Source organism: Pseudomonas sp. Marseille-QA0892, assembly GCF_054950135.1.
The window spans coordinates 3504999-3525818 of sequence record NZ_CM143104.1 but is presented as its reverse complement, the minus strand read 5'-3'; the positions used below and the strand labels follow the sequence as shown (position 1 = coordinate 3525818).

Genomic DNA, 20820 nt, shown 5'->3' with positions numbered 1-20820 from the left:
AGACCTCTACGCTCCGCTCGGGATGTCCGATCCTTTCCGGATGATGGCGCTATGCCTTTATCGTCGCGTTGCAGAGCCTTCGGAGCGGATTGGCGTATTTATTTGTGGTCGAGGCGGCGCAGATGGCGTGCCATTTGCTCCATCAGGTGGTGCTGTAATCAAGGAAGTAAGCGCCAATGAATGTATTGCTCCGTCCAGGCGTCCGCGCCCTGGCGCGTTTTCGCTTCGCTCACAAATTCCAGCTGATCGCGCTGATGTTCATGTTGCCGATTGCCTATGCGGCATGGTCGATCGGTAGCGACTACGCGGGGAACCTGTCACGTCTATCGGCTGAGCAGTCGGGTGTTCATCAGCTACAGGCGCTGGACCGCATCGACGAAGCCATTTTGAGAGCGCGGAATCTGGCGGCGCGCTGGAAAACGCAGGACACGACGACACGATCGGGGACGCTCGCCCAGGCGGCACTGGCCGAGGTGGTCGCTCATGAAAAGACGTTGCGCGTGGCCGTCGACAGTGCCTCGCGCATGCTCGAGGCGGAGGGCGCCAGCCATGAAGCCCTTGCGGGCATTGAGGCGATCAGCAAGGCCGTTGACGGCCTTCACGCTGACGCGCTCAAGACCCTGAATTGGTGGCCGGACGCGTATCAACGCTTCGCTGATACGCTGCAGCAGGTCAGTTCGCTGCGGGACCGCATCGGGACCGATACGGGTCTGATTCTTGACCCAATGCTCGATACCTATCTGCTCCAGCAGTTCGGAAGCCAGACATCGCCGCAGCTGGGCCGCCAGCTCGGCACCCTGGCCAGCATCGGACAAGGCGTTGTGGCATCCGGAAACTTCAGCTTGCAGACACGCCTTCAGCTTCGAGAGATCCGCGGCAATCTGGATGCCTCGCGCGATGTCCTCATCAAAGCTGCAGAAGTCCTTGAACGCATTCCCGAGCCGTCTCTTGACCCCTGGAAGGCGCAATATCGCCAGACCCTGGCGGCTCTGGACCGCTGGCTCGGCGAGCTGGATCAGAACCTGTTTGGCGACAAGGTCACACTGGACATGCCTACCTTCGAGAAGGGCATGGATGGCGCGCTTGGCGCGGCGCAGGCACTGCAGACATCTACGCTCGAAACGCTGGAACTCCGGCTAGGTGAATACCATGCCCAGGCGCTGGGCGCCATGGTCGTCACGCTCACGGCATTTGGCGTGCTGGCGCTGGTGGCGATGTACGCATTCCTCTGCCTGCAAGCATCCATTCGCTCCAGTGCGTCCGAAATCACCGCCATGGCGCAAGCATTGCGGCGCGGCGATCTCCGTCAGCAGACCCGCGTTGTCGGGCGCGACGAACTGGCCACGATCGGTACAGCCCTCAACGAGGCTGTCGTGCAGTTGCGTGGTTCTCTGACGGAGGTGAATCAGGAAGCCGCTGCGTTGGACAATACAGTCACGTCGCTGACGTCCCACGCTCAGTCCAGCCTCGTATCGGTCGAGCGCCAGCAACAGCAGGTCAGCCAGATTGCAGCGGCGGCCACGCAGATGGCGGCGACTGCGCAGAGCGTTGCGGAAAGCTGCGAGCAGGCGGCGCGCGATGTGGGTGAGACGCGTGAAATCGCGACCGTGAGCAATCAGCGCAGCCAGGCGACGACGGAGGGTATGCGCGGGCTGATCAACCGGCTCTCCGCCAGCTCCAGGGCGATGACTCAGCTGGACGAGCAGGCCCAGCGTATCGGCCGTGTCGTGGATGTGATTGGTGCCATTGCCGAGCAGACCAACCTGCTTGCGCTGAACGCTGCCATTGAGGCCGCCCGTGCCGGTGATCACGGTCGCGGTTTTGCGGTGGTAGCGGACGAGGTGCGTGGTCTGTCACGTCGGACGCAGGAGTCGACCCGGGAAATTGGCACGACCGTGCAGGCGCTGCAGACAGTCGTTGCCGATGCGGTGCGGCTCATGCAGGAGGCCTATGCGCAGGCTGAGGAGGATGTGACGGCGGTAGACGAGCTGGGCCAACGGTTGGGCGATATCGTCGGCGCGGTGCAACGTGTGGAAGACATGATCGCCCAGATTGCCACGGCCGTAGAGGAGCAAGCTGCAACGGCCGAAGATGTCAGTGGCAACATTCAACAGGTCGATCAGGCAGCGTTGCACCTGCTCGAAGGTGCGCAATCGGTGCACGGCGTTGCGGACCGACTGAACGCGGGCAGCCGTAGCCTTTCGCGCAGCACGGCGACGTTCCAGCTCTGATGTCAGTTGCGGCTGGCACTCGTCTGCGCGGGTGCCGACTCCGCTGCGAGCGTGTTCAACAGCTTGCCGACTTCACCGAGCGTCTCGGCCGCGTCGTCCTCGTCGGCGTCCGAGACGCAGGCCGCCACGACAATGGCGCGCTCCGCAGACAGCGGGTCGACGATGCCGACATGGCAGGTCCGCTCGAACTGGGTACCTGTCTTGTGCGCGAAGGGAATGGCCTTGTCGAGCCCGGCCTCGAGGCGGTAGGCGTCATATTGACCAAGCTTCATGTAGCGGAAGAGCTGTTCGGCCGTGTCGGGTTTGAGCAGGTCACCCTTGACGACGCGCACCAGCATCTCGCCATAGGCGTCAAGCTCGGCGGCGTTCAGGCCGGTTTCGTAGTAACGGGCGTAGGCCTCTTTGAGGCTGTTCACGTCGAACTCATCCGTCTGTACGCCGACTTCACGCGCTAGCGCACGGGTGCGTTCTTCATTCAGTGACGTTGAGGCCAGGCTGAGGATCTGGGCATTGTCCAGCTCGTCGGCTTTGGGCGTGAACTGACGATACAGGGCGCGGCGGACCTCCAGAATGCTCGTCACTTCGCCGAACCCGCCACTCGTCATGTCACGCCGGATTCGGCGATTGAGCTCGTCGGCGCCCAGATGGCGAATGAGCATGCCCGTCGCCGTACTGTCGCTGACCTGCAGCATGTCGCGAAGCAGGTCGTCGACGGGTATCTCCGTACCTGCATCTTTCCAGGCGAGGTCTCCTGGCCCGTCTACCTTGTCGCCCTCCTCGAGGGTGAGCGTATCGTCCAAGGACAGTTTGCCCGCGTCGACATCCTGCAAAATGGCGACCGCGACGGGCACCTTGATCGTGGACGCCAGGTACCAGCTGCGCTCGCCCCCGTAGTTGAGTTCCCGGCCGTCGCCCAGGTCTCGAATGTAGACGCCGAGCGCCCCGGGTGTTCGCTCATCGAGCGCGGCGACTTTCTTCTCCAGTTCAGGCATGGCCTGGGTTTGCGATGTGTCGAAAAAACCGAACCCGGCGATCAGGCCGAGCGGGATCAGCGCACCCGCGCCTACGAGCGATCGAGCTTTCATGGTGTGACCCTGCCTAAGCGAAGGGGGTGAGAAAAAAGGCCGGTTTGGCCCACGGCCTGTCCGACGTGGCTCAGCGCTTGCTCGGAGCGATCGAGCGACAGGCTGCCACGGGTACAGGCCGCGATGATGACGGTACGGCGTTGATCGCCCTCACGTGCCTGGGCAATGCCGGCGTCGCAGAAACGGCCTCGCTGGGTGCCCGTCTTGTGCGCGAGCGAGACGGTGTCGGGGAGCCCGGCCTTGAGGCGCTTGCTGCCGGTGGCCACTTTGCCCATCACACCCAGTACGTAGGCGGTGCTGTCGGCCTGCAGGGCTTCGCCACGGGCGAGGTGTTCGAGCAAATGTCCGTAGGCTGTAAGCGGGGCGCTGTTCAGCCCGCTCGCGTAGTACTGCGCGTAGGCATCGTCGTAGCGGATAGGCGCCAATTCGTTCGGCGCGACCTTGAGGAGGCGCGCAAGGGTCGCGCGGCGCTCGGCTTCGGTGCGCTGCTGCTTGAGCGTCAGGAACTGGCGACCAACGAGATCCGCTGCGGCGGGGTGATAGTGACCGTAGACCTGTCGACGCACTTCAGCGAGCGTCGTGATCGGTTCGAAACCCTCGGGTACGAGTTGTTTCGTGACGTCGTTGACGGCCTGAAGGCCGACCTGGCGAATGAGGATGTCGGTGGCAGTGTTGTCGCTGTACACAAGCATCTGGTGCATGAGCCAGTCGATGCTCAACCGTTCGCCGGGACCATGCTGGTTGGTCTGGCCCGTGCCGTCCACGTAGTCGCTCGCGGACAGTGTCACCTTCTGTTCGAGGCTAAATTCACCGCGTTCGATGGCGCGCATCACCGTGATCGCCACCGGCACCTTGACCATCGAGGCGAGGTACCAGCGTTCGTCCGCTTTGTAACTGTATTCCGCTCCGCTTTGTAAATCCTTGACATACACGCCTAGCTCGCCGGGGTACGAGTGGTCGGCCTTGGCGAGCAGGGCAGTCAGCGAATCGGCCCAATCCGGTTCTGGCGCGAGCTGGATGGGCGTTGCTTTCGACGCAACGCTCAGCAGCAGGGCACAGGTGCCCGCAAGCCAGGCGAAACGGGCGCGGAAAGCGCGGCGGCGGAGGGAGTGGGACGGTGCTGTCATGCGGATCCGGGGCCTTTCGTTCTCGGTTCTCGTCGCCACCGAATTCAGCGATAGCCCAGTGCAGCCAGGCGCGGCATGCCAGGCACGGCATCGTGATTGCCGGCGGGGTTGTTTGTTTAAGACGCAGGCGATTTGCGCAGGGTTCAAGCCGGGTTTAGGGCCGTTCGGCCATTCCTCGTTTGCAACGAACGCTGAAATCACCTAAAGGTCAGAGCGGTGAGGTCAACGTTCGGCCTTGCTGCCCGTCTTGCCAGCCGAGGATGCATGTCAATGTCCCAGGAGTCTCGTGTTACACCCGATCCTGCCGAAGTGGCCGCCTTTCGTGATGCGGTCCTGTCCAAGCTGACCTACTCGGTCGGCAAGGACCCTGAACACGCTTATGATCACGACTGGTTCGAAGCCATCGCTTTGGCGACACGGGATCGCATCGTCGACCCGTGGATGGACCACACACGCCATGTCTACCGCAGCAATCAGAAGCGGGTGTACTACCTCTCGCTGGAATTTCTGATTGGCCGTCTCCTGTTCGACAGCCTGAGTAACCTGGGCATTCTCGATATCGCGCGTCAGGCCCTGTCCGACCTGGACGTGGACCTCGATCAGATTCGTCAGCTGGAGCCCGATGCCGCCTTGGGTAACGGCGGCCTGGGCCGCCTGGCCGCCTGCTTCATGGAAAGCATGGCCACCCTGGGTGTGGCTGCGCATGGCTACGGCATTCGTTACGAGCACGGTTTGTTCCGACAGGCGATCGTGGACGGCTGGCAGCACGAGCAGACCGAGACCTGGCTCGACTTCGGCAACCCATGGGAATTCGAGCGCGCCGAAGTGACGTACAAGATCGGATTCGGCGGGGGTGTGATCAACCTGCCGGACGATCCAAGTGGCCAACGCCAGCAGTGGGAGCCGGCCGATGTCGTGCGTTCTATTGCGTACGATACACCCGTGGTCGGCTGGCGCGGGCGCGCGGTGAACACGTTGCGCCTGTGGCGTGCGCGTGCTGAAAGTGATTTGCATCTGGAGCGGTTCAACGCCGGCGACCACGTGGGCGCGGTCATGGATGAGGCGCGCGCCGAGAGCATTTCGCGCGTCCTCTATCCGGCAGACAGCACCGAAGCCGGCCAGCAGCTGCGTCTGCGTCAGGAGTACTTCTTCGTATCCTCGTCGCTACAGGATCTTATCCGCCGCTTCATGAAGCAGAATGGTGACCTGCGTACGCTGCCGCAGCATGTGTCGATCCAGCTCAACGACACCCACCCGGCGATTGCGGTGGCCGAGCTGATGCGTCTGCTGGTCGATGTGCATGGGTTGAGCTGGGACGACGCCTGGACGACCACCGTTGGCACCTTGTCCTACACGAACCATACGCTGCTGCCAGAGGCCCTGGAGACCTGGCCTGTGGGGCTCATGGAGCATCTGCTGCCACGGCATATGCAGATCATTTACCTGATCAATGCCTATCACATCGATGCGCTGCGGGCGAAGGACATCCACGACTTCGAGCTGCTTCGTGCGGTGTCGCTGATCCAGGAAGACAATGGGCGCCGGGTCCGCATGGGGAACCTGGCCTTCCTCGGCTCGCACAGTATCAATGGGGTATCCGGTCTGCACACCGACCTGATGCGTGTGACGGTCTTCAAGGACCTGCATCAGCTGTACCCGGATCGAATCAACAACAAGACCAACGGGATTACGTTCCGCCGCTGGTTGCACCAGGCGAACCCGCAGCTGGCGGGCATGCTCGTCGACGCAATTGGTGAGGACGTGCTGGACAAGCCCGAGACCACACTCAAGCAGCTGGAGCCGTTTGCGGACAAGCAGTCTTTCCGCAAGGCGTTCATGGAGCAGCGACGCGACGCCAAGGTGCATCTGTCGAACCTTGTGCTCGAGCGTATCGGCGTTTCGCTGGATCCGGATGCGCTCTTTGATGTGCAGGTCAAGCGTATCCACGAGTACAAGCGTCAGCTACTCAACCTGCTGCATACCGTGGCGCTGTACCAAGCCATGCGCGCCGAGCCGCATATGGATTGGGTGCCGCGGGTGAAGATCTTCTCTGGCAAGGCGGCTGCGAGTTATCACCAGGCCAAGCTCATCATCAAATTGGCGAATGACATCGCCCGTACCGTGAACAACGACCCGACGCTTCGCGGCATGCTGAAGGTCGCGTTCCTGCCGAACTACAACGTGAGCCTGGCAGAGGCGATCATCCCGGCCGCGGATCTTTCGGAGCAGATCTCGACGGCGGGCTACGAGGCGTCCGGTACGAGCAACATGAAGTTTGCCCTGAACGGTGCGCTGACCATCGGCACGCTGGACGGCGCCAACGTGGAGATGAGCGAACTCATTGGCGAAGAGCACATGTTCATCTTCGGCATGAGCGCGCGTCAGGTGGAAGCACGCAAGGCAGCCGGCGAGTTCAATGCGCAGCCGTGGCTGGACGCCTCGCCTCGCTTGAACGAAGTGCTTCAGGCAATCCATCGCGGGGCGTTCTCACCAGACGATCCGAACCGCTACAAGGGATTAATCGAAGGGTTGATCGCTCACGATACGTTCTTCGTCTGTGCCGATTTCGATGATTACTGGGATGCCCAGCGCAAGGTGGCCGCCTACTGGCGTTCGCCAAAACTGTGGTGGCGGTCGGCTGTGCTCAACACGGCGCGTGCCGGTTGGTTCTCGTCGGATCGGACGATCCGCGAATATGCCCGCGACATCTGGAAGGCTCTGGATTAAGGGGCAAGACGTCGATGATGTTCGCGTGGATGGCTTCGGCCATCCACGCTGCGAAATCCAGCCACTCCATCCGTCGAGCACTTCGCGTCGGCGTGTAGGGTGGAAAACGGCCAAGCCTTTTCCACCGTTGTCGATTTGGAATCCTGCGCGGAGGGTCCCGGCTATCCATCCTGCAGCATGCGGGGGCGGGGGCAAGGTGGGCTCCAGCGCACCGCGCCATGCCGCTACGTTCCAGGCGGGCCGAACCGTAGCCAAGCGAAGCAAGAACCTTCCTCCTTCGAGCCGGTCTGACAGGAGCATTGAAATGCCGCTCGCGCTAAACTCTGCGCGTTTGTGTCCCCATCATTCGGAGCCCGCCAATGTCACGCGTAACCCTGAGTCGCTATCTGATCGAGCAGACCCGCAGTCACAACACGCCCGCAGACCTGCGATTCCTCATTGAAGTGGTCGCGCGTGCATGCAAGGAAATCAGCCATGCCGTGTCCAAAGGCGCGCTGGGTGGCGTTCTCGGCAGCACCGAAACGGAGAACGTACAGGGTGAGGTGCAGAAGAAGCTGGACGTCCTGTCCAACGAAATCCTGCTCGAAGCCAACGAATGGGGCGGCACACTGGCGGCGATGGCGTCCGAGGAGATGGACGAGCCTTACCAGATTCCCGGCCGTTATCCGAAGGGCGCCTACCTGCTGACCTTTGACCCACTCGATGGCTCCTCGAACATCGATGTCAACGTCTCGGTTGGCACCATCTTCTCAGTCATGCGCTGCCCAGGCGACTGCAGCCAGAACGAATCGCTCGGCGAAGAGGCCTTCCTGCAGGCGGGCACCCAGCAGGTCGCTGCAGGCTATGCGGTCTACGGTCCGCAGACCATGCTTATCCTGACGCTGGGCAACGGTGTGAAAGGCTTCACGCTCGATCGCGAGATGGGCAGTTTCGTGCTGACGCATGATGACATGCGCGTGCCGGAAACCACGGCCGAATTCGCCATCAACATGTCTAACCAGCGTCACTGGGAGGCCCCGGTGCAGCGCTACGTGGACGAGCTGCTGGCGGGAAAGGAAGGCCCTCTGGGCAAGAACTACAACATGCGCTGGATCGCCTCGATGGTTGCGGACGTGCACCGCATCCTGACCCGCGGCGGCGTGTTCATGTATCCCCGTGACAAGCGCGACCCGTCCAAGCCCGGCAAGCTGCGCTTGATGTACGAAGCCAACCCGATGGCCATGATCATCGAGCAGGCGGGCGGTGCAGCCACCGATGGTACGCAACGCATCCTCGATATCCAGCCCACCCAACTGCACCAGCGCGTGCCGGTGTTCCTGGGCTCGAAGGAAGAAGTCGAACGCGTCACCGCTTACCACAAGTAAGCAATGACGCCCTGGGCACCGCTGCTGGAGTGGTGGTTCGGACCGGCCGATACGATCGCCCGCTTGGACGCCACCGCGGTGTCCCGGGAGAAACACAAGCTCTGGTTCGGATACCGGGCTAGACAGGACGCCGAGGCGCGAGAGCGCTTCGGCGTTTTCGTGCAGGAGGCCCTCGCAGGACGTCTGGTGAGCTGGCGACAGGAGCCACAAGGGTGGCTTGCCGAGATCCTGTTACTAGATCAGCTACCGCGCATGCTGTTTCGCAATACCCCCAAAGCCTTCTCCGGGGATGCCAGCACACTTGCCTTGGCACGCAAGGGTATCGATCAGGGTTGGCATCAGACGTTGCCGCCCATTGCACATGTTTTCGTGTACTTGCCGTTCGAGCATGACGAGTCCGCCGCGTCCCAGGCCATGGCTGTGGAGTACTTTACGGCACTTGCCGCAGGGTGTCGGCCTGAGGATCGCAAGGTCTTTGCGGATTTCCTGGACTACGCACGGCGTCACCAGGACGTCATCCGGCGGTTTGGGCGATTCCCACACCGCAACGCCATTCTGGGAAGGCCCTCGACTCCCGAAGAAGTGGCCTATCTGTCGCAGCCCGGCTTGGGTTTCTAAGCCGACCTCCATCTTGCGCGGCGAGCCTGCGCTGAAAAACCATTGCACTGCCCGGCAACTAACGCACCCGCGTCGCGTCAAAACGCTGTCTGGCCTGGGTGCATTTTTACCCAAGGAAAGCATGGAGCGGCGTTGCTCAATAAGGAGTCGGGCATGAGTGTGCGTATGGGCATATTGCTGTTAGCGAGTGTGGCGTTGGTTGCATGCAGCAAGGTCAGCCCGGAAAATTACGCACGTCTCAGGACCGGGATGTCTCCAGCCGAAGTCGAGGCGCTGCTGGGCAAGCCTGCCGAGTGCGACGCTGCGACGAATGTGTCCAGCTGCCGATGGGGCGACGACAAGCGCTCCATCACGGTGCAGTACGGGCGTGACATGGTGTTGACGTATTCCGGCAAAGGCCTCAAATAACCACCCAAGGAGAATCGATGCGATTCATCAGCGCCCTCATCAGCATGTTGCTGCTCACTGCATGCGCCAATTCCGGAACCGGGCAAGCGCCACCCCAGACGGTGGGTCATGTCGACCTGGATCGCTATCAGGGCACTTGGTACGAACTCGCGCGGTTGCCGATGTACTTCCAGCGCGACTGCCTGCAGTCCGAGGCGCATTACACGCTTCAGGCGGACGGTGAAGTCGGCGTATTCAACCGCTGCCGTGACAAGAACGGTGAATGGCAGGAAGCGCGCGGCACAGCCAAGCCGCAGCAAAAGGGCGTCACTGACAAGCTGTCCGTAAGCTTCGTCCAGAGCACGCTGCTGAGTGCATTTGCAAAGGGCGACTATTGGATCATCTATCTCGACCACGACTACCGCACCGCTGTCGTAGGCGACTCGAAACTGTCCTATCTGTGGCTATTGTCGCGCGAGCCCCAGGTGGACCAGGACACGCTGAACGAAATGCTGTTGGCCGCTCGTAAGCAGGGTTATGACACCAGCAAGCTGATCTGGCGTACGCCGGACAGCGAGATGCCCGGCGCGAAGTAAGCAGGATCAGCGGACTTCGAATCGCTGCTCCAGCAACTTGCGGTCCTCCTGGAAGACCATCAGATGCCACTCGCCCTTGACGACTTCGTAGGGCTCCGTGAATTCGAAGGCCATGACATCGCTCGGAGCGCCTGGCTCCATCTTCTGCGTCACGACGAACTTGTCGTGACGCTTGCCGTCGGGTGTGACCACGCCTGGCGTGAGATACAGCAATGTTAGCGGCGGCTCGCCCGCGGTCTTTCCGCTCAGCTGATAACGCATACCGAACTTGGTGCCGAGCTTCGCCGGCACCTGTTCGGTGCGCTCGATCGTCTGGTCACCTCGCGCAATAACGCGCTGACCGGGTTCCGTCTGTGTCACCTGGCTCTTGAAGATCCCATGCTCGACCGGCCCGTCTAGGCGCACCTCGGCGTGGGACTGGAGGGACATCGCAAGAAGGGCGGCGGCGGTCAGGCAGGGGTATCGCATGGCGGGGCTCTCGAAAAAGGTCGCGCCAGCGTAGAAACGGCACGTGACAGCCTGATGACCGTTCGCGCGGTATGGATCGTCGGGATCAGACAATGATGGTTAGAAGTGAGCTGTCCACTGCGTATCGTTCAGACGTCGGCGGAACAGCACCAGTGCTGCGGCCCCGACAACCACGGCCAGTCCGAGCAGGCGTGCGCAGTACGGCGCAACCGCTGCCAAATCGCCGTGCCCAACGAGAAGCGTCAGGAAGGCATCGAGCCCCCAGCTCATCGGCGACAGTTCTGCGACATGACGCATGGCATCGGGCATCACGCTCTTGGGAACCATCACGCCGCCAATGGCGGCAAGGATGATATTGATGCCGGCGCTGAGAAGCAGCGCCTGCTCCGCCGTGCCGGCCAGGGTCGAGATCGCCAGTCCCAGTGTGCAGGCCGCCAAGGCCAGACTGATGGCGAGCGCGACATAACCCAGGGGATCTCCGGTCAGAGTAAGACCCGGCAATCCGAGAAGCGGCAGGCCCCACGCGCCCAGCGCGAGAAATGTGGCGAACTGCAGCAGATTGAGCCCGAAGTAGGGCGCAAGCTTGCTCACGACGAGCGAAAACGTTCCGAGTTCAAGGCAGCGAAGCCGCATCAGCGCACCGCTTTGTCGCTCATGCTGGAAGCTGTGAGCCATGGGCAACATCACGAAGAACATGCCGAAGATCAGCCATGCCGGGACGCTGTGCTGACTGGCATTGGCACGCTGCGCGGGGCCGTCCCTCGTCAAGTCCTGCTCTTCGACCAGCACACGGGTCTGGTCGGCGATGTCGCGTAGCCGTGACTCGACCGGTTGCTCTGCCGACAGCTCTCCGGTACCAAGCAGGTACGCCTGGGTTCGCGTCTGCGCCAGCGCGGTCTGCACCGCGGCCCGCAATCGCTGGCGTGTTGCGCTATCGGTGGAGGCGGGATAATGAATAGCCACTGCATGAGCGTCCGGGTCGAGCAGGCGCGTGTCAAAGTCCGGGGCAAGCTCGATCAGAGGGACAGCCCCCTGGGCATTGGTATCGCCGCCGCCTAGCTGGTCGTTTAACGCCAGCTGAAAGAAGCGGGCATTCACGGATTCCGTGGGGATTGAGGTCGTAACATGCAGTGCAGGCAGTTTGTCTTCGTTGACGGCCGAGAGCGCGAACGCCATGAGGAGGATGAACAGGGTCGGCATCAGTAACAGCGCGCCGAGTGCATGCGGGTCGCGTAATACGAGGCGGATTTCCTTGCCGATGAGCGCTCGGATGATCACAACGGCCCTCCGCAGAGATGAAGGTAAAGCTGCTCTAAAGAGGGGCGCCCGAAGCGCAGCAGGCTAGGCGGCTCGGGCAACGTGACCAGGACGCGGCAAAGGCGATCAAGTTGCGTCATGTCGAGCGCCGGAATGCGGACGCCGTGAGGCAATGGGTCGGTTGCCAGCTCCAGCTCGACCAGCGCGGCTTGCACGGCGGCCGGCACGCCCTCGGGCCATTCCAGGATCAGGCTTGGCGTGTTGTCGAGCAGCTGGCGCTTATCGAGATCGAGTCGAACCTGACCTTGATCCATCAGGACGACGCGCTGGGCAACTCGCTCGATCTCGTCGAGGTAGTGGCTGGTATACAGCACGGCGCACCCTTCGGATGGAAGCGCCGCCACAGCGTCGAGCAGTCGCTGGCGTGCCTGGGCGTCTACACCTACGGTCGCTTCATCGAACAGGTAGACGCGCGCGGGTTGCAACAGACCTACTGCAAAGTTGAGGCGTCTCTGCTGCCCGCCGGACAGCCCATGTGCGCGTCTCCCAAGTAGGCCTTCCAGCGTGGCGGCGTACAGCACGCGCTCCATACGCTGCCGTCGGGTTTCGCCGCGTAGCCTGTAGAGGTCGGCGAAAAGCTCGAGATTTTCACGCACGCTGAGTTGGCCGTAGAACGCCGACTGCTGCGGGATCAGCCCGGGTCGGCCTTCAGCTCGCCAGCGTATGCGGCCGCTTTGCGGCTGGCGAAGGCCCGCGAGTAGCGAGAACAGGGTGGTTTTCCCTGCGCCGTTGCTGCCCAACAGGCCAAGGCATTCACCGGCCGGCACTTCCAGATCAATGCCATCCAGTGCCGGGCGCTCGGCATTCGGGTATGTAAAGCGGACCTGCTCGAGTTCAAGCATGGCGCCGCGCGCTTTTCTTCGAACGGCTGAGCCGAGCGCACTCAGTGCTGTTGAGCGGCCGCGGCAGAGGGCAGTGGGTCTGCGTCCAGAGGCGACAGAGCGGTTGAATCCGCTGGCGCGTGATCGGGAAATACGTATGTCGATCCATGCGTGGGCAGCCCGTTGAGTTCGCGGCAGTGTAGCAGAGCGAAACGCATGCGCTTTCGGAGCCGCTGGGATGCACGACTTGCAACAAGCCGATGCGCCTTGGGCATTCTCCGATCGGAATCTGCTTGACGAGCGGTAGGACAAGCGTGCCCCATGCAGGTTGGCAGGGCAGTGTTCGGGGTGGCGCCCGAAGCGCACTGGAAATCACGCAGACGCAGACAGGGGAGTGTTCAATGCTGACCGTTTTTCCGGAGATCAAGCCGTACGCACGCCATGAACTGGCCGTGGATGACCCGCATGTGTTGTATGTTGATGAAAGCGGGACGCGTGTGGGCTTGCCAGTTCTGTTCGTGCATGGCGGCCCGGGTGGCGGTTGCGATTCGATGTCCCGGCGCTTTTTCGATCCCGCGTTGTACCGGATCGTGACGTTCGATCAGCGCGGCTGCGGCCGTTCGTTGCCCCATGCGAGCCTCGAAAAGAACACGACGTGGGACCTGGTCGCGGACATGGAACGCATCCGCGAGCACCTGGGGATCGACAAGTGGGTACTGTTCGGCGGTTCCTGGGGGTCGACCCTGTCGTTGGCCTATGCACAGCGTCACCCGGATCGCGTTCACGCGCTCATTCTGCGCGGCATTTTCCTGTGCCGTCCGCAGGACTTTCACTGGTTCTATCAGGACGGCGCGAGCCGGTTGTTCCCGGACTACTGGCAAGACTACCTGGCGCCAATTCCGCAGGAAGAGCGCGGCGATCTTATGCGGGCGTTCTACAAGCGTCTCACCGGCAGCGATCAGATCGCTCAGATGCATGCCGCCAAGGCTTGGTCGTGCTGGGAAGGACGCACCCTTACGCTGCGCCCATCCCCCGAGGTCGTCGAGCGGTTCCACGAACGCGCACTGGCTATCGCGCGCATCGAGTGTCACTACTTCGTCAATGATGCGTTCCTCGAGCCGGATCAGCTGATCCGGGATATGCCGAAGATCGCGCACCTCCCGGGCATCATCGTACATGGTCGCTATGATGTGGTGACGCCGATGGATAACGCCTGGGCCTTGCACCAGGCGTGGCCAGGTAGCGAGCTGCAGATCATTCGCGAGGCGGGGCATGCCGCCTCCGAGCCGTGCATAACCGATGCGCTGGTGCGCGCTACCAATGAAATGGCGCATCGTCTCCTCGATCTGGCACCGGATGAAGCATGAAGGCTCTGATCCAGCGCGTGCGCCACGCACGCGTCGAAGTCGAGGGTGAGATCGTTGGCGCAATTGACCACGGATTGCTGGCCTTCATCGGTGTCGAGCCTGACGACGATCATGCGCGATCAGCGCGCCTGCTCGAGCGCTTGCTTGGCTATCGCATCTTTTCGGACGAAGCGGGCCGGATGAATCGGTCCCTTACTGATATAGAAGGTGGGCTCCTTCTTGTGTCGCAGTTCACACTTGTAGCCGATACTCGAAGCGGGATGCGCCCGAGTTTTTCAACCGCAGCGGTGCCTGCAAAAGGGCTGGAAATGTTCGAGCATCTGGTGGCCGCCGCGCGCCAGCGGTATGCTCACGTCGCGTGCGGCCGCTTCGGTGCCGACATGCAGGTGCATCTCGTAAACGACGGCCCTGTAACTTTCCTGCTGGAGGCGTAGAACGCCGCTAGCCAGGACTCTCGGCCATGTCTAGGATGTGCGCGCCGGCTGGATGAGCCCCGCTAGGGAATCATCGAACCCTTTTTGGGTCGGAACAGGATGCCGGGCTGTGCCCGGCCCTTTCGATTCGAGTATTTGGGGGAGTTGTGACCTGCAAGAGTACCTCGAGACCTTCGTCTGGCAAGGCCTCGCGCGCCCTAGTGCTGTTCGGCACATTGGCAGCAGCGTTGCTGGCCGCGGGTCAATCGGCTGCTTTCAGCCTGGATGATGTAGATGCCAAGGCCAAGGAACTGGCGGGAAAGGCCTACTCGGCGCCCACCAGCAATCTCCCTACTGCCCTGCGGCAATTAAAATTCGCCGATTACCAGAAGATTCGTTTCCGCGGCGACAAGGCCGAGTGGATGGATCTGAAGACGCCATTCAAGCTCAACTTCTATCACCAGGGCATGCATTACGACACGCCCGTGAGGATCAACGAAGTCACGAGCACCAGCGTCCATACCATCGAATACGATCCGTCCAGGTTCGACTTCGGCTCCCTGTCACTCGATCCTTCGGCAACGAAAGATCTTGGCTATGCGGGTTTCCGCGTTCACTACCCTGTGAACAGCAAGGATGAATCCGACGAAGTTCTGAGCATGCTGGGTGCCAGCTACTTCCGCGTGATTGGGAAGGACCAGGTATATGGTCTCTCTGCCCGCGGCCTGGCAATCGATACGGCTGTCTCTTCCGGAGAGGAATTCCCGCGGTTCAAGGAATTCTGGATCGAGCGTCCGAAACCCGAAGACAAGCACCTTGTCATTTATGCGCTCCTGGACTCGCCTCGCGCAGCTGGCGCCTATCGGTTCATCCTGCGTATGCGGGACGAAACCGTGCTGGACGTGAAGGCCCGTGTCTATCTACGTGCGGACGTCAGCAAGCTTGGCATCGCACCGCTGACCAGCATGTTCCTTTTCGCGCCGCATCAGCCTTCTTCTCAAGTGAACTACCGGCCGCGCCTGCATGATTCCGAAGGCCTTTCGATTCAGAACGGCAACGGCGAATGGACTTACCGGCCGCTGAGCAACCCGCGTCGTTTGTCCATTTCGTCGTTCCCTGCGGAGAACCCCAAGGGCTTCGGCTTGCTGCAACGTAGTCGGGATTTCAACGACTATCAGGATCTGGACGACCATTACGAGAAGCGCCCGAGTGCCTGGATCGAGCCGCAAGGCGACTGGGGCAAGGGCCGTTTCGAGCTGGTCGAAATCCCGACGCCGGATGAAACCAACGACAACATTGTTGCGTTCTGGGTGCCCGACTCCTTGCCCAAGACCGGCGAGCCGATCGAATTCGCCTACCGCACTTACTGGACGCTGGATGAGAAGGCCCACCGCGACCAGGACGTCGCATGGGTCAAGCAGACCCGTCGTTCGGCCGGCGATATCCGACAATCGAATCTGGTGCGTCAGCCAGACGGCAGCACGGCGCTGCTGGTCGACTTCGTAGGGCCGAAGCTGGCGGAACTGCCGGCCGATGCGCCTGTTAGCACGGCGGTGACGACAGACGACAATACCGAATTGCTGCAGAACGAGCTGCGCTACAACGAAGCCACGAAAGGCTGGCGGCTGACGCTTCGGGTCAAGCTCAAGGACCCGACCAAGCCGGTCCAGCTCAGTGGCAAGTTGATCGAAGGCGAGAACGTACTCAGCGAAACCTGGAGCTACCAGTTGCCTGCCAATGAATAGATCAGACGACCCTAATGCCGGCCTGGCCGGTCAGTCCTCTCAGAATGCAGCCAACCCTTCGGTGGAAATCACCGAAGGGCGCATCGAGGCACTGGCGGGCCGCCGACTACGTGAAGAAGGCTTGCTCGACCGCGATGACTGCGGTCGGCCTCGCCTGAAGGCCGCGCCTACCATCAACCGCGGCACGATGGTGCCGGAGCCCTGGATTACCAACGTGCTGGTGCGCGGTTGGCGGCGAATCTTCGGCCGCGAACGGCGTCAGGCCGTAAAGGTGCAGAACGAGCTCAAACAGGATCGCTGGCGTCAGGTTGGCGCTCGCCGTCGTTTGTGCCTGCTCTTGCTGGTTTTCGGCCAGACGGCCATCGCCACCTATTACATGAAGGGCGTGCTGCCCTATCAGGGCTGGTCCTTCATCGACCTGCAGCTGGTATTCCAACAGCCGCTTCTTGTAAGCGCGGAGCAGGTGCTGCCCTATGTGGTGCAGTTCTCGGTGCTCGCTTTGTTCGCAATCCTGTTCTGTTGGGTGTCGGCCGGTTTCTGGACGGCGCTGATGGGTTTCTGGGAGCTGCTGAGCGGGCAGGACAAATACCGTATCTCGGCAGCAAGCGCGGGTGACGAGCCGATAGAGCCGGGTGCTCGCACGGCCATCGTCATGCCCATTTGCAACGAAGACGTACCGCGGGTATTCGCAGGTCTTCGGGCGACTTACGAATCGGTTGCCGAGTCGGGCGATCTCGAGCACTTCGACTTTTTCGTTCTTAGCGATACCTACGATGCCGACATCGCGGTAGCCGAGCAGCAGGCATGGATGGATCTGTGCCGAGAAACCAATGGCTTCGGGCGCATCCATTACCGACGCCGTCGTCGTCGTGTGAAGCGAAAGAGCGGCAATATCGACGATTTTTGCCGTCGTTGGGGCCCGGACTACCGCTACATGGTGGTCATGGACGCCGATAGCGTAATGACAGGTGAGTGCCTCACGAAGCTCGTCCGCCTTATGGAAGCGCATCCTGACGCAGGCATCATCCAGACCGGACCGAAGGCATCGGGCATGGAGACCTTCTATGCACGCATGCAGCAGTTCGCCACGCGGGTCTACGGGCCTCTGTTCACGGCGGGCCTACACTTCTGGCAGCTCGGTGAATCGCACTACTGGGGCCACAACGCGATCATCCGCGTGAAACCCTTTATGGAGCACTGTGCCTTGGCGCCATTGCCGGGCAAGGGCTCATTCGCGGGCTCCATCCTGTCCCACGACTTCGTCGAAGCTGCGCTGATGCGCCGCGCCGGCTGGGGCGTGTGGATTGCCTACGACCTGCCGGGCAGTTACGAGGAGCTACCGCCGAACCTGCTGGATGAACTGCAACGCGATCGGCGCTGGTGTCACGGCAACCTGATGAACTTCCGGCTGTTCCTCGTCAAGGGCATGCACCCTGTTCACCGGGCCGTATTCCTGACCGGCGTGATGTCGTACCTGTCTGCACCGCTGTGGTTCATGTTCCTCGTGTTGTCCACGGCATTGCTTGCAGTACACACGCTGATGGAGCCGCAATACTTCATGGAGCCGCAGCAGCTGTTCCCGATCTGGCCGCAGTGGCACCCGGAAAAAGCCATTGCGCTGTTCTCGACGACGCTCACGTTGCTTTTCCTGCCCAAGCTGTTGAGCGTACTGCTCATCTATGCCAAGGGGACCCGTGAGTACGGTGGTGCGTTCAAGGTCACTATCAGCATGTTCATCGAGATGTTCTGCTCGATGCTGCTGGCCCCGGTTCGCATGCTGTTTCACACCCGCTTCGTTGTGGCCGCGTTCCTGGGATGGTCGGTTCAATGGAAATCGCCACAGCGTGAAGACGGCGCCACCTCCTGGGGCGACGCCATTCGAGCGCATGGCGGGCAGACGCTACTGGGTATGGCATGGGCTGGCCTGGTCGGTTGGCTTGATCCTGTTTTCCTGTGGTGGCTGGCGCCAATCGTGGTGGCCTTGATGTTGTCTATCCCTGTATCGGTCATCACCAGCCGTGTCAGCATTGGCCGTGCCATGCGCTCGTCCAATGTGTTCCTCATCCCCGAGGAGTACGACACGCCGAAAGCACTGGTCGCTACAGATGAGTACACACAAGCCAATCGCGCGGCGCCGCTGGAGCATGGCTTCCTGCGGGCCGTGGTGTCGCCTACTCAGAATGCACTCGCTATCGCGATGGCAACGAGCCGGCACCGAAACGTGGCGCCGATCGAGGCGGTGCGTGAGGAGCGGATCGCCGAGGCATTGAAGGCTGCACCGGAGAAGCTGCCCGCGGCGCTCAAGCTCAATCTGATCAGCGACCCGGTCGTGTTGGCGCGGCTGCACACCAAGGTGTGGGAAAACAATCTTTCGCCGTGGATCGAACCGTGGCGTCGGCTCGGCCATCATGCATCGCACAACCCGGACGTCGAGCAGCGTGGCGGCCTGGCCGGCACGTCATCGCTTCAGACAGGTAGCGCATAACCGTCGCCAATCGAAAAACCCGCCGTGAGGCGGGTTTTTTGTGGGCGATCAAAACCGTGTGTTGGGCGAGCCGCGCGCCTAGACGGCACGCATGCGGCATCTCGCATCAGAAGAGCCTGGCCAGCAGGGCTGTCACGGCGGTCTCAACCCGGAGGATGCGATCGCCCAGTTGTACGGGAGCGAAACCCTGCGTCTTCAACAGATCGACTTCATACGGAATCCAGCCGCCTTCCGGGCCGATCGCCAAGGTGACAGGGCCTTCGACATGGCGGGGACAGTCAGGCCAGGGGCCGGGATGCGCAACGATGGCTTGCGTGCCAGCGGCAAGCGAGGGCAAGTGATCTTCAACGTAGGGCTTGAAGCGTTTGTGTATCTCCACCGTGGGCAGCACTGTGTCACGCGCCTGCTCAAGGCCCAGTACCAGCTGTTCACGAATGGCGGAAGGCTCCAGAAATGGGGTTTGCCAGAAGCTCTTCTCGACCCGGTAGCTGTTGATCAACACCAGGCGGGAGACACCCAATGTCGCAACCGTCTGGAAAACGCGGCGAAGCATCTTTGGCCGGGGCAGAGCCATCACCAGGTTCAGGGGAAGCTTGGCAGGCGGAGGTGTATCGAGCACGACCTCAAGTTCCGCAGCCTCGGTATCGAGCGCGACCAGGCGGCCGCGGCCCATCGCTCCGTTCAGCATGCCAACCCTCAGCTCGTCACCCACAACGGCCTTATGGACCTCCTGCATGTGCCGCAATCGGCGACCATGCAGAACAACGCGATCGGCGCCGACGAAATCGCCGGCCTCCAGCAGCAGCAGGTTCACGGGCGGACGCTGGGTGGTGTGCTGTCCGAGGGCGTATCTTCCGGCTCGCCACGGCGCTTGCGCACGACGCTACCGGCCAGAATACCTACTTCGAATAGCAGCCACATGGGCACCGCAAGGAGCGTCTGGGAGAAGATGTCGGGCGGCGTCAGGATCATCCCGACCACGAAGCAGCCTACGATCACATACGGCCGGATCTTGCGCAGGTAAGCGACATCCACAACACCAATCCAGATCAGCAGGACAACGGCTACCGGGATCTCGAAAGCTACCCCGAAGGCGAAGAACAGTGTGAGCACGAAGTCGAAGTAGCTGGAAATATCCGTCATCATCGAAACGCCCTGGGGCGTGACGCTGGCGAAGAAGTGGAACATTAGCGGAAAGACGAAGTAATAGGCGAACGCCATGCCTGCGTAGAACAGGAAAATGCTGGAGACCAGCAGGGGCAGTGCGATGCGTCGTTCATGGCGATAGAGGCCGGGTGCGAGAAAACCCCATACCTGATGCAGGATCACCGGCATCGACACGAACAGGGACACGACCAGCGTCATTTTGAACGGCGTGAGGAAAGGGGAGGCGACGTCGGTCGCGATCATGGTCGCGCCTGCGGGCAGGAATTGCCGAAGCGGTGCGGATACGAAGGTGTAGATGTCCTGCGAGAAGTAGAACAAACAGGCGAAGATTACGAAAACCGCAATTACGCAGCGCAGCAGGCGTGTACGGAGTTCGGCTAGATGGGAGATGAGCGGCATCTCCTGGTCGTCTTCGGGGCGTGTAGCGCTCATGGGCGTGGCTTCGGATCGGTTTCGGCAGGCGACACGGGGGGCGCAGGCTGGGTTACGGGTTCGGCAGCTGCCCCAGGTTTGCCTGCCTGGGACGCAGCGTCCATGGCAGGCGAGCGCGGCGGCTGGATGGTGTGCGTGTCGGCAGGTGCGGGTGTTTCCGCCGCCGGCGCCGGATCGAGGGCGGCATTCATGGCGTCTGGCGAGCCCGCTGCACGGTTGGGGGTAGGCGCCTCAAATTGGGCTTTCACCTCTCGCCGCAAATCCTGTAATTCCTCGGTCCGCAGCTGGCGGCGAATATCGTCCGCACCAATCTCCTTTTCCACTTCCTGGCGGATGCTATTGAAGCTGCGCTTCAGTCGGCCGATCATCAGCCCGGCCGTGCGCGCTGCACCGGGCAGTTTGTCTGGACCCAGCACCACGAGCGCTACGAGGCCCACGAGGGCCAGCTCGCTGAAACCCATGTCGAACAT

Annotated in this window: 17 protein-coding genes and 2 pseudogenes; 11 read left to right on the top strand and 8 right to left on the bottom strand. The window is 61.7% G+C overall.

Annotated features, from left to right (window positions below; translation table 11 throughout):
* Positions 1–176: 176 nt before the first annotated feature.
* Positions 177–1373, top strand: a pseudogene (locus tag ACY8D3_RS16435) (HAMP domain-containing protein); the annotation flags it as partial.
* Between the two features lie 336 nt (positions 1374–1709).
* Positions 1710–2231, top strand: a pseudogene (locus ACY8D3_RS16430) (methyl-accepting chemotaxis protein); the annotation flags it as partial.
* Positions 2232–2233: 2 nt separating this feature from the next.
* Here the strand turns inward: ACY8D3_RS16430 and ACY8D3_RS16425 are convergent.
* On the bottom strand, positions 2234–3316 hold the full coding sequence (locus ACY8D3_RS16425; RefSeq protein ID WP_462379879.1) for a serine hydrolase: 1083 nt from the start codon (positions 3314–3316) through the stop codon (positions 2234–2236).
* The gene (locus ACY8D3_RS16420; protein ID WP_462379878.1) at positions 3313–4443 is read right to left on the bottom strand and encodes a serine hydrolase; all 1131 of its coding nucleotides are present in this window, start codon (positions 4441–4443) and stop codon (positions 3313–3315) included. Before ACY8D3_RS16420 ends, ACY8D3_RS16425 begins: the two co-directional genes overlap by 4 nt.
* Positions 4444–4713: 270 nt before the next feature.
* Between ACY8D3_RS16420 and ACY8D3_RS16415 the strand changes: the two genes are divergently transcribed.
* The 5 genes from ACY8D3_RS16415 (at position 4714) to ACY8D3_RS16395 (ending at position 10135) form a co-directional block, all read left to right on the top strand.
* Positions 4714–7170 carry a glycogen/starch/alpha-glucan phosphorylase gene (locus ACY8D3_RS16415; protein WP_462379877.1) on the top strand — a complete coding sequence of 819 codons (2457 nt, stop codon included), beginning with the start codon at positions 4714–4716 and terminating at the stop codon, positions 7168–7170.
* Between the two features lie 359 nt (positions 7171–7529).
* Complete coding sequence (locus ACY8D3_RS16410; RefSeq protein WP_462379876.1) at positions 7530–8534, top strand: class 1 fructose-bisphosphatase; 1005 nt, start codon at positions 7530–7532, stop codon at positions 8532–8534.
* Positions 8535–8537: 3 nt separating this feature from the next.
* Entirely contained in the window at positions 8538–9152 is a 615-nt protein-coding gene (locus ACY8D3_RS16405; protein ID WP_462379875.1) for a DUF924 family protein, read from the top strand.
* A 153-nt stretch (positions 9153–9305) separates the two neighbouring features.
* Positions 9306–9560 carry a hypothetical protein gene (locus ACY8D3_RS16400; protein WP_462379874.1) on the top strand — a complete coding sequence of 85 codons (255 nt, stop codon included), beginning with the start codon at positions 9306–9308 and terminating at the stop codon, positions 9558–9560.
* 17 nt (positions 9561–9577) lie between these two features.
* Positions 9578–10135, top strand: a complete 558-nt coding sequence (locus ACY8D3_RS16395) for a lipocalin family protein (RefSeq protein WP_462379873.1) — start codon at positions 9578–9580, stop codon at positions 10133–10135.
* 6 nt (positions 10136–10141) lie between these two features.
* On the opposite strand, the gene ACY8D3_RS16390 is transcribed toward ACY8D3_RS16395, so the two are convergent.
* From ACY8D3_RS16390 to ACY8D3_RS16380, 3 genes are all read right to left on the bottom strand, one after another.
* Positions 10142–10603 (bottom strand): DUF3859 domain-containing protein, encoded by a 462-nt coding sequence (locus ACY8D3_RS16390; RefSeq protein WP_462379872.1) that lies wholly within the window; start codon positions 10601–10603, stop codon positions 10142–10144.
* Between the two features lie 99 nt (positions 10604–10702).
* Entirely contained in the window at positions 10703–11881 is a 1179-nt protein-coding gene (locus ACY8D3_RS16385; RefSeq protein ID WP_462379871.1) for an ABC transporter permease, read from the bottom strand.
* A complete protein-coding gene (locus tag ACY8D3_RS16380) occupies positions 11878–12762 on the bottom strand; it encodes an ABC transporter ATP-binding protein (protein WP_462379870.1) in 885 nt (294 codons plus the stop codon). Before ACY8D3_RS16380 ends, ACY8D3_RS16385 begins: the two co-directional genes overlap by 4 nt.
* A 380-nt stretch (positions 12763–13142) precedes the next feature.
* Here ACY8D3_RS16380 and pip point away from each other — a divergent pair, with 380 nt between their 5' ends.
* From pip to mdoH, 4 genes are all read left to right on the top strand, one after another.
* On the top strand, positions 13143–14108 hold the full coding sequence (gene pip, locus ACY8D3_RS16375) for a prolyl aminopeptidase (RefSeq protein WP_462379869.1): 966 nt from the start codon (positions 13143–13145) through the stop codon (positions 14106–14108).
* A complete protein-coding gene (dtd, locus tag ACY8D3_RS16370; protein ID WP_462379868.1) occupies positions 14105–14542 on the top strand; it encodes a D-aminoacyl-tRNA deacylase in 438 nt (145 codons plus the stop codon). Before pip ends, dtd begins: the two co-directional genes overlap by 4 nt.
* Before the next feature lie 146 nt (positions 14543–14688).
* Positions 14689–16266, top strand: coding sequence for a glucan biosynthesis protein G (locus ACY8D3_RS16365; protein WP_462379867.1), 1578 nt, complete (start codon positions 14689–14691; stop codon positions 16264–16266).
* Positions 16259–18751, top strand: a complete 2493-nt coding sequence (mdoH, locus tag ACY8D3_RS16360; RefSeq protein WP_462379866.1) for a glucans biosynthesis glucosyltransferase MdoH — start codon at positions 16259–16261, stop codon at positions 18749–18751. The genes ACY8D3_RS16365 and mdoH overlap by 8 nt, the downstream gene beginning before the upstream one ends.
* A 106-nt stretch (positions 18752–18857) precedes the next feature.
* Here mdoH and ACY8D3_RS16355 read toward each other — a convergent pair whose 3' ends face one another.
* Genes ACY8D3_RS16355 through tatB form a run of 3 tightly spaced genes read right to left on the bottom strand, consistent with a single transcriptional unit; the run spans position 18858 to position 20820 of the window.
* Positions 18858–19565 (bottom strand): 16S rRNA (uracil(1498)-N(3))-methyltransferase, encoded by a 708-nt coding sequence (locus ACY8D3_RS16355; protein ID WP_462379865.1) that lies wholly within the window; start codon positions 19563–19565, stop codon positions 18858–18860.
* Complete coding sequence (tatC, locus tag ACY8D3_RS16350) at positions 19562–20350, bottom strand: twin-arginine translocase subunit TatC (RefSeq protein ID WP_462379864.1); 789 nt, start codon at positions 20348–20350, stop codon at positions 19562–19564. The genes ACY8D3_RS16355 and tatC overlap by 4 nt, the downstream gene beginning before the upstream one ends.
* Complete coding sequence (gene tatB, locus ACY8D3_RS16345) at positions 20347–20820, bottom strand: Sec-independent protein translocase protein TatB (RefSeq protein WP_462379863.1); 474 nt, start codon at positions 20818–20820, stop codon at positions 20347–20349. Before tatB ends, tatC begins: the two co-directional genes overlap by 4 nt.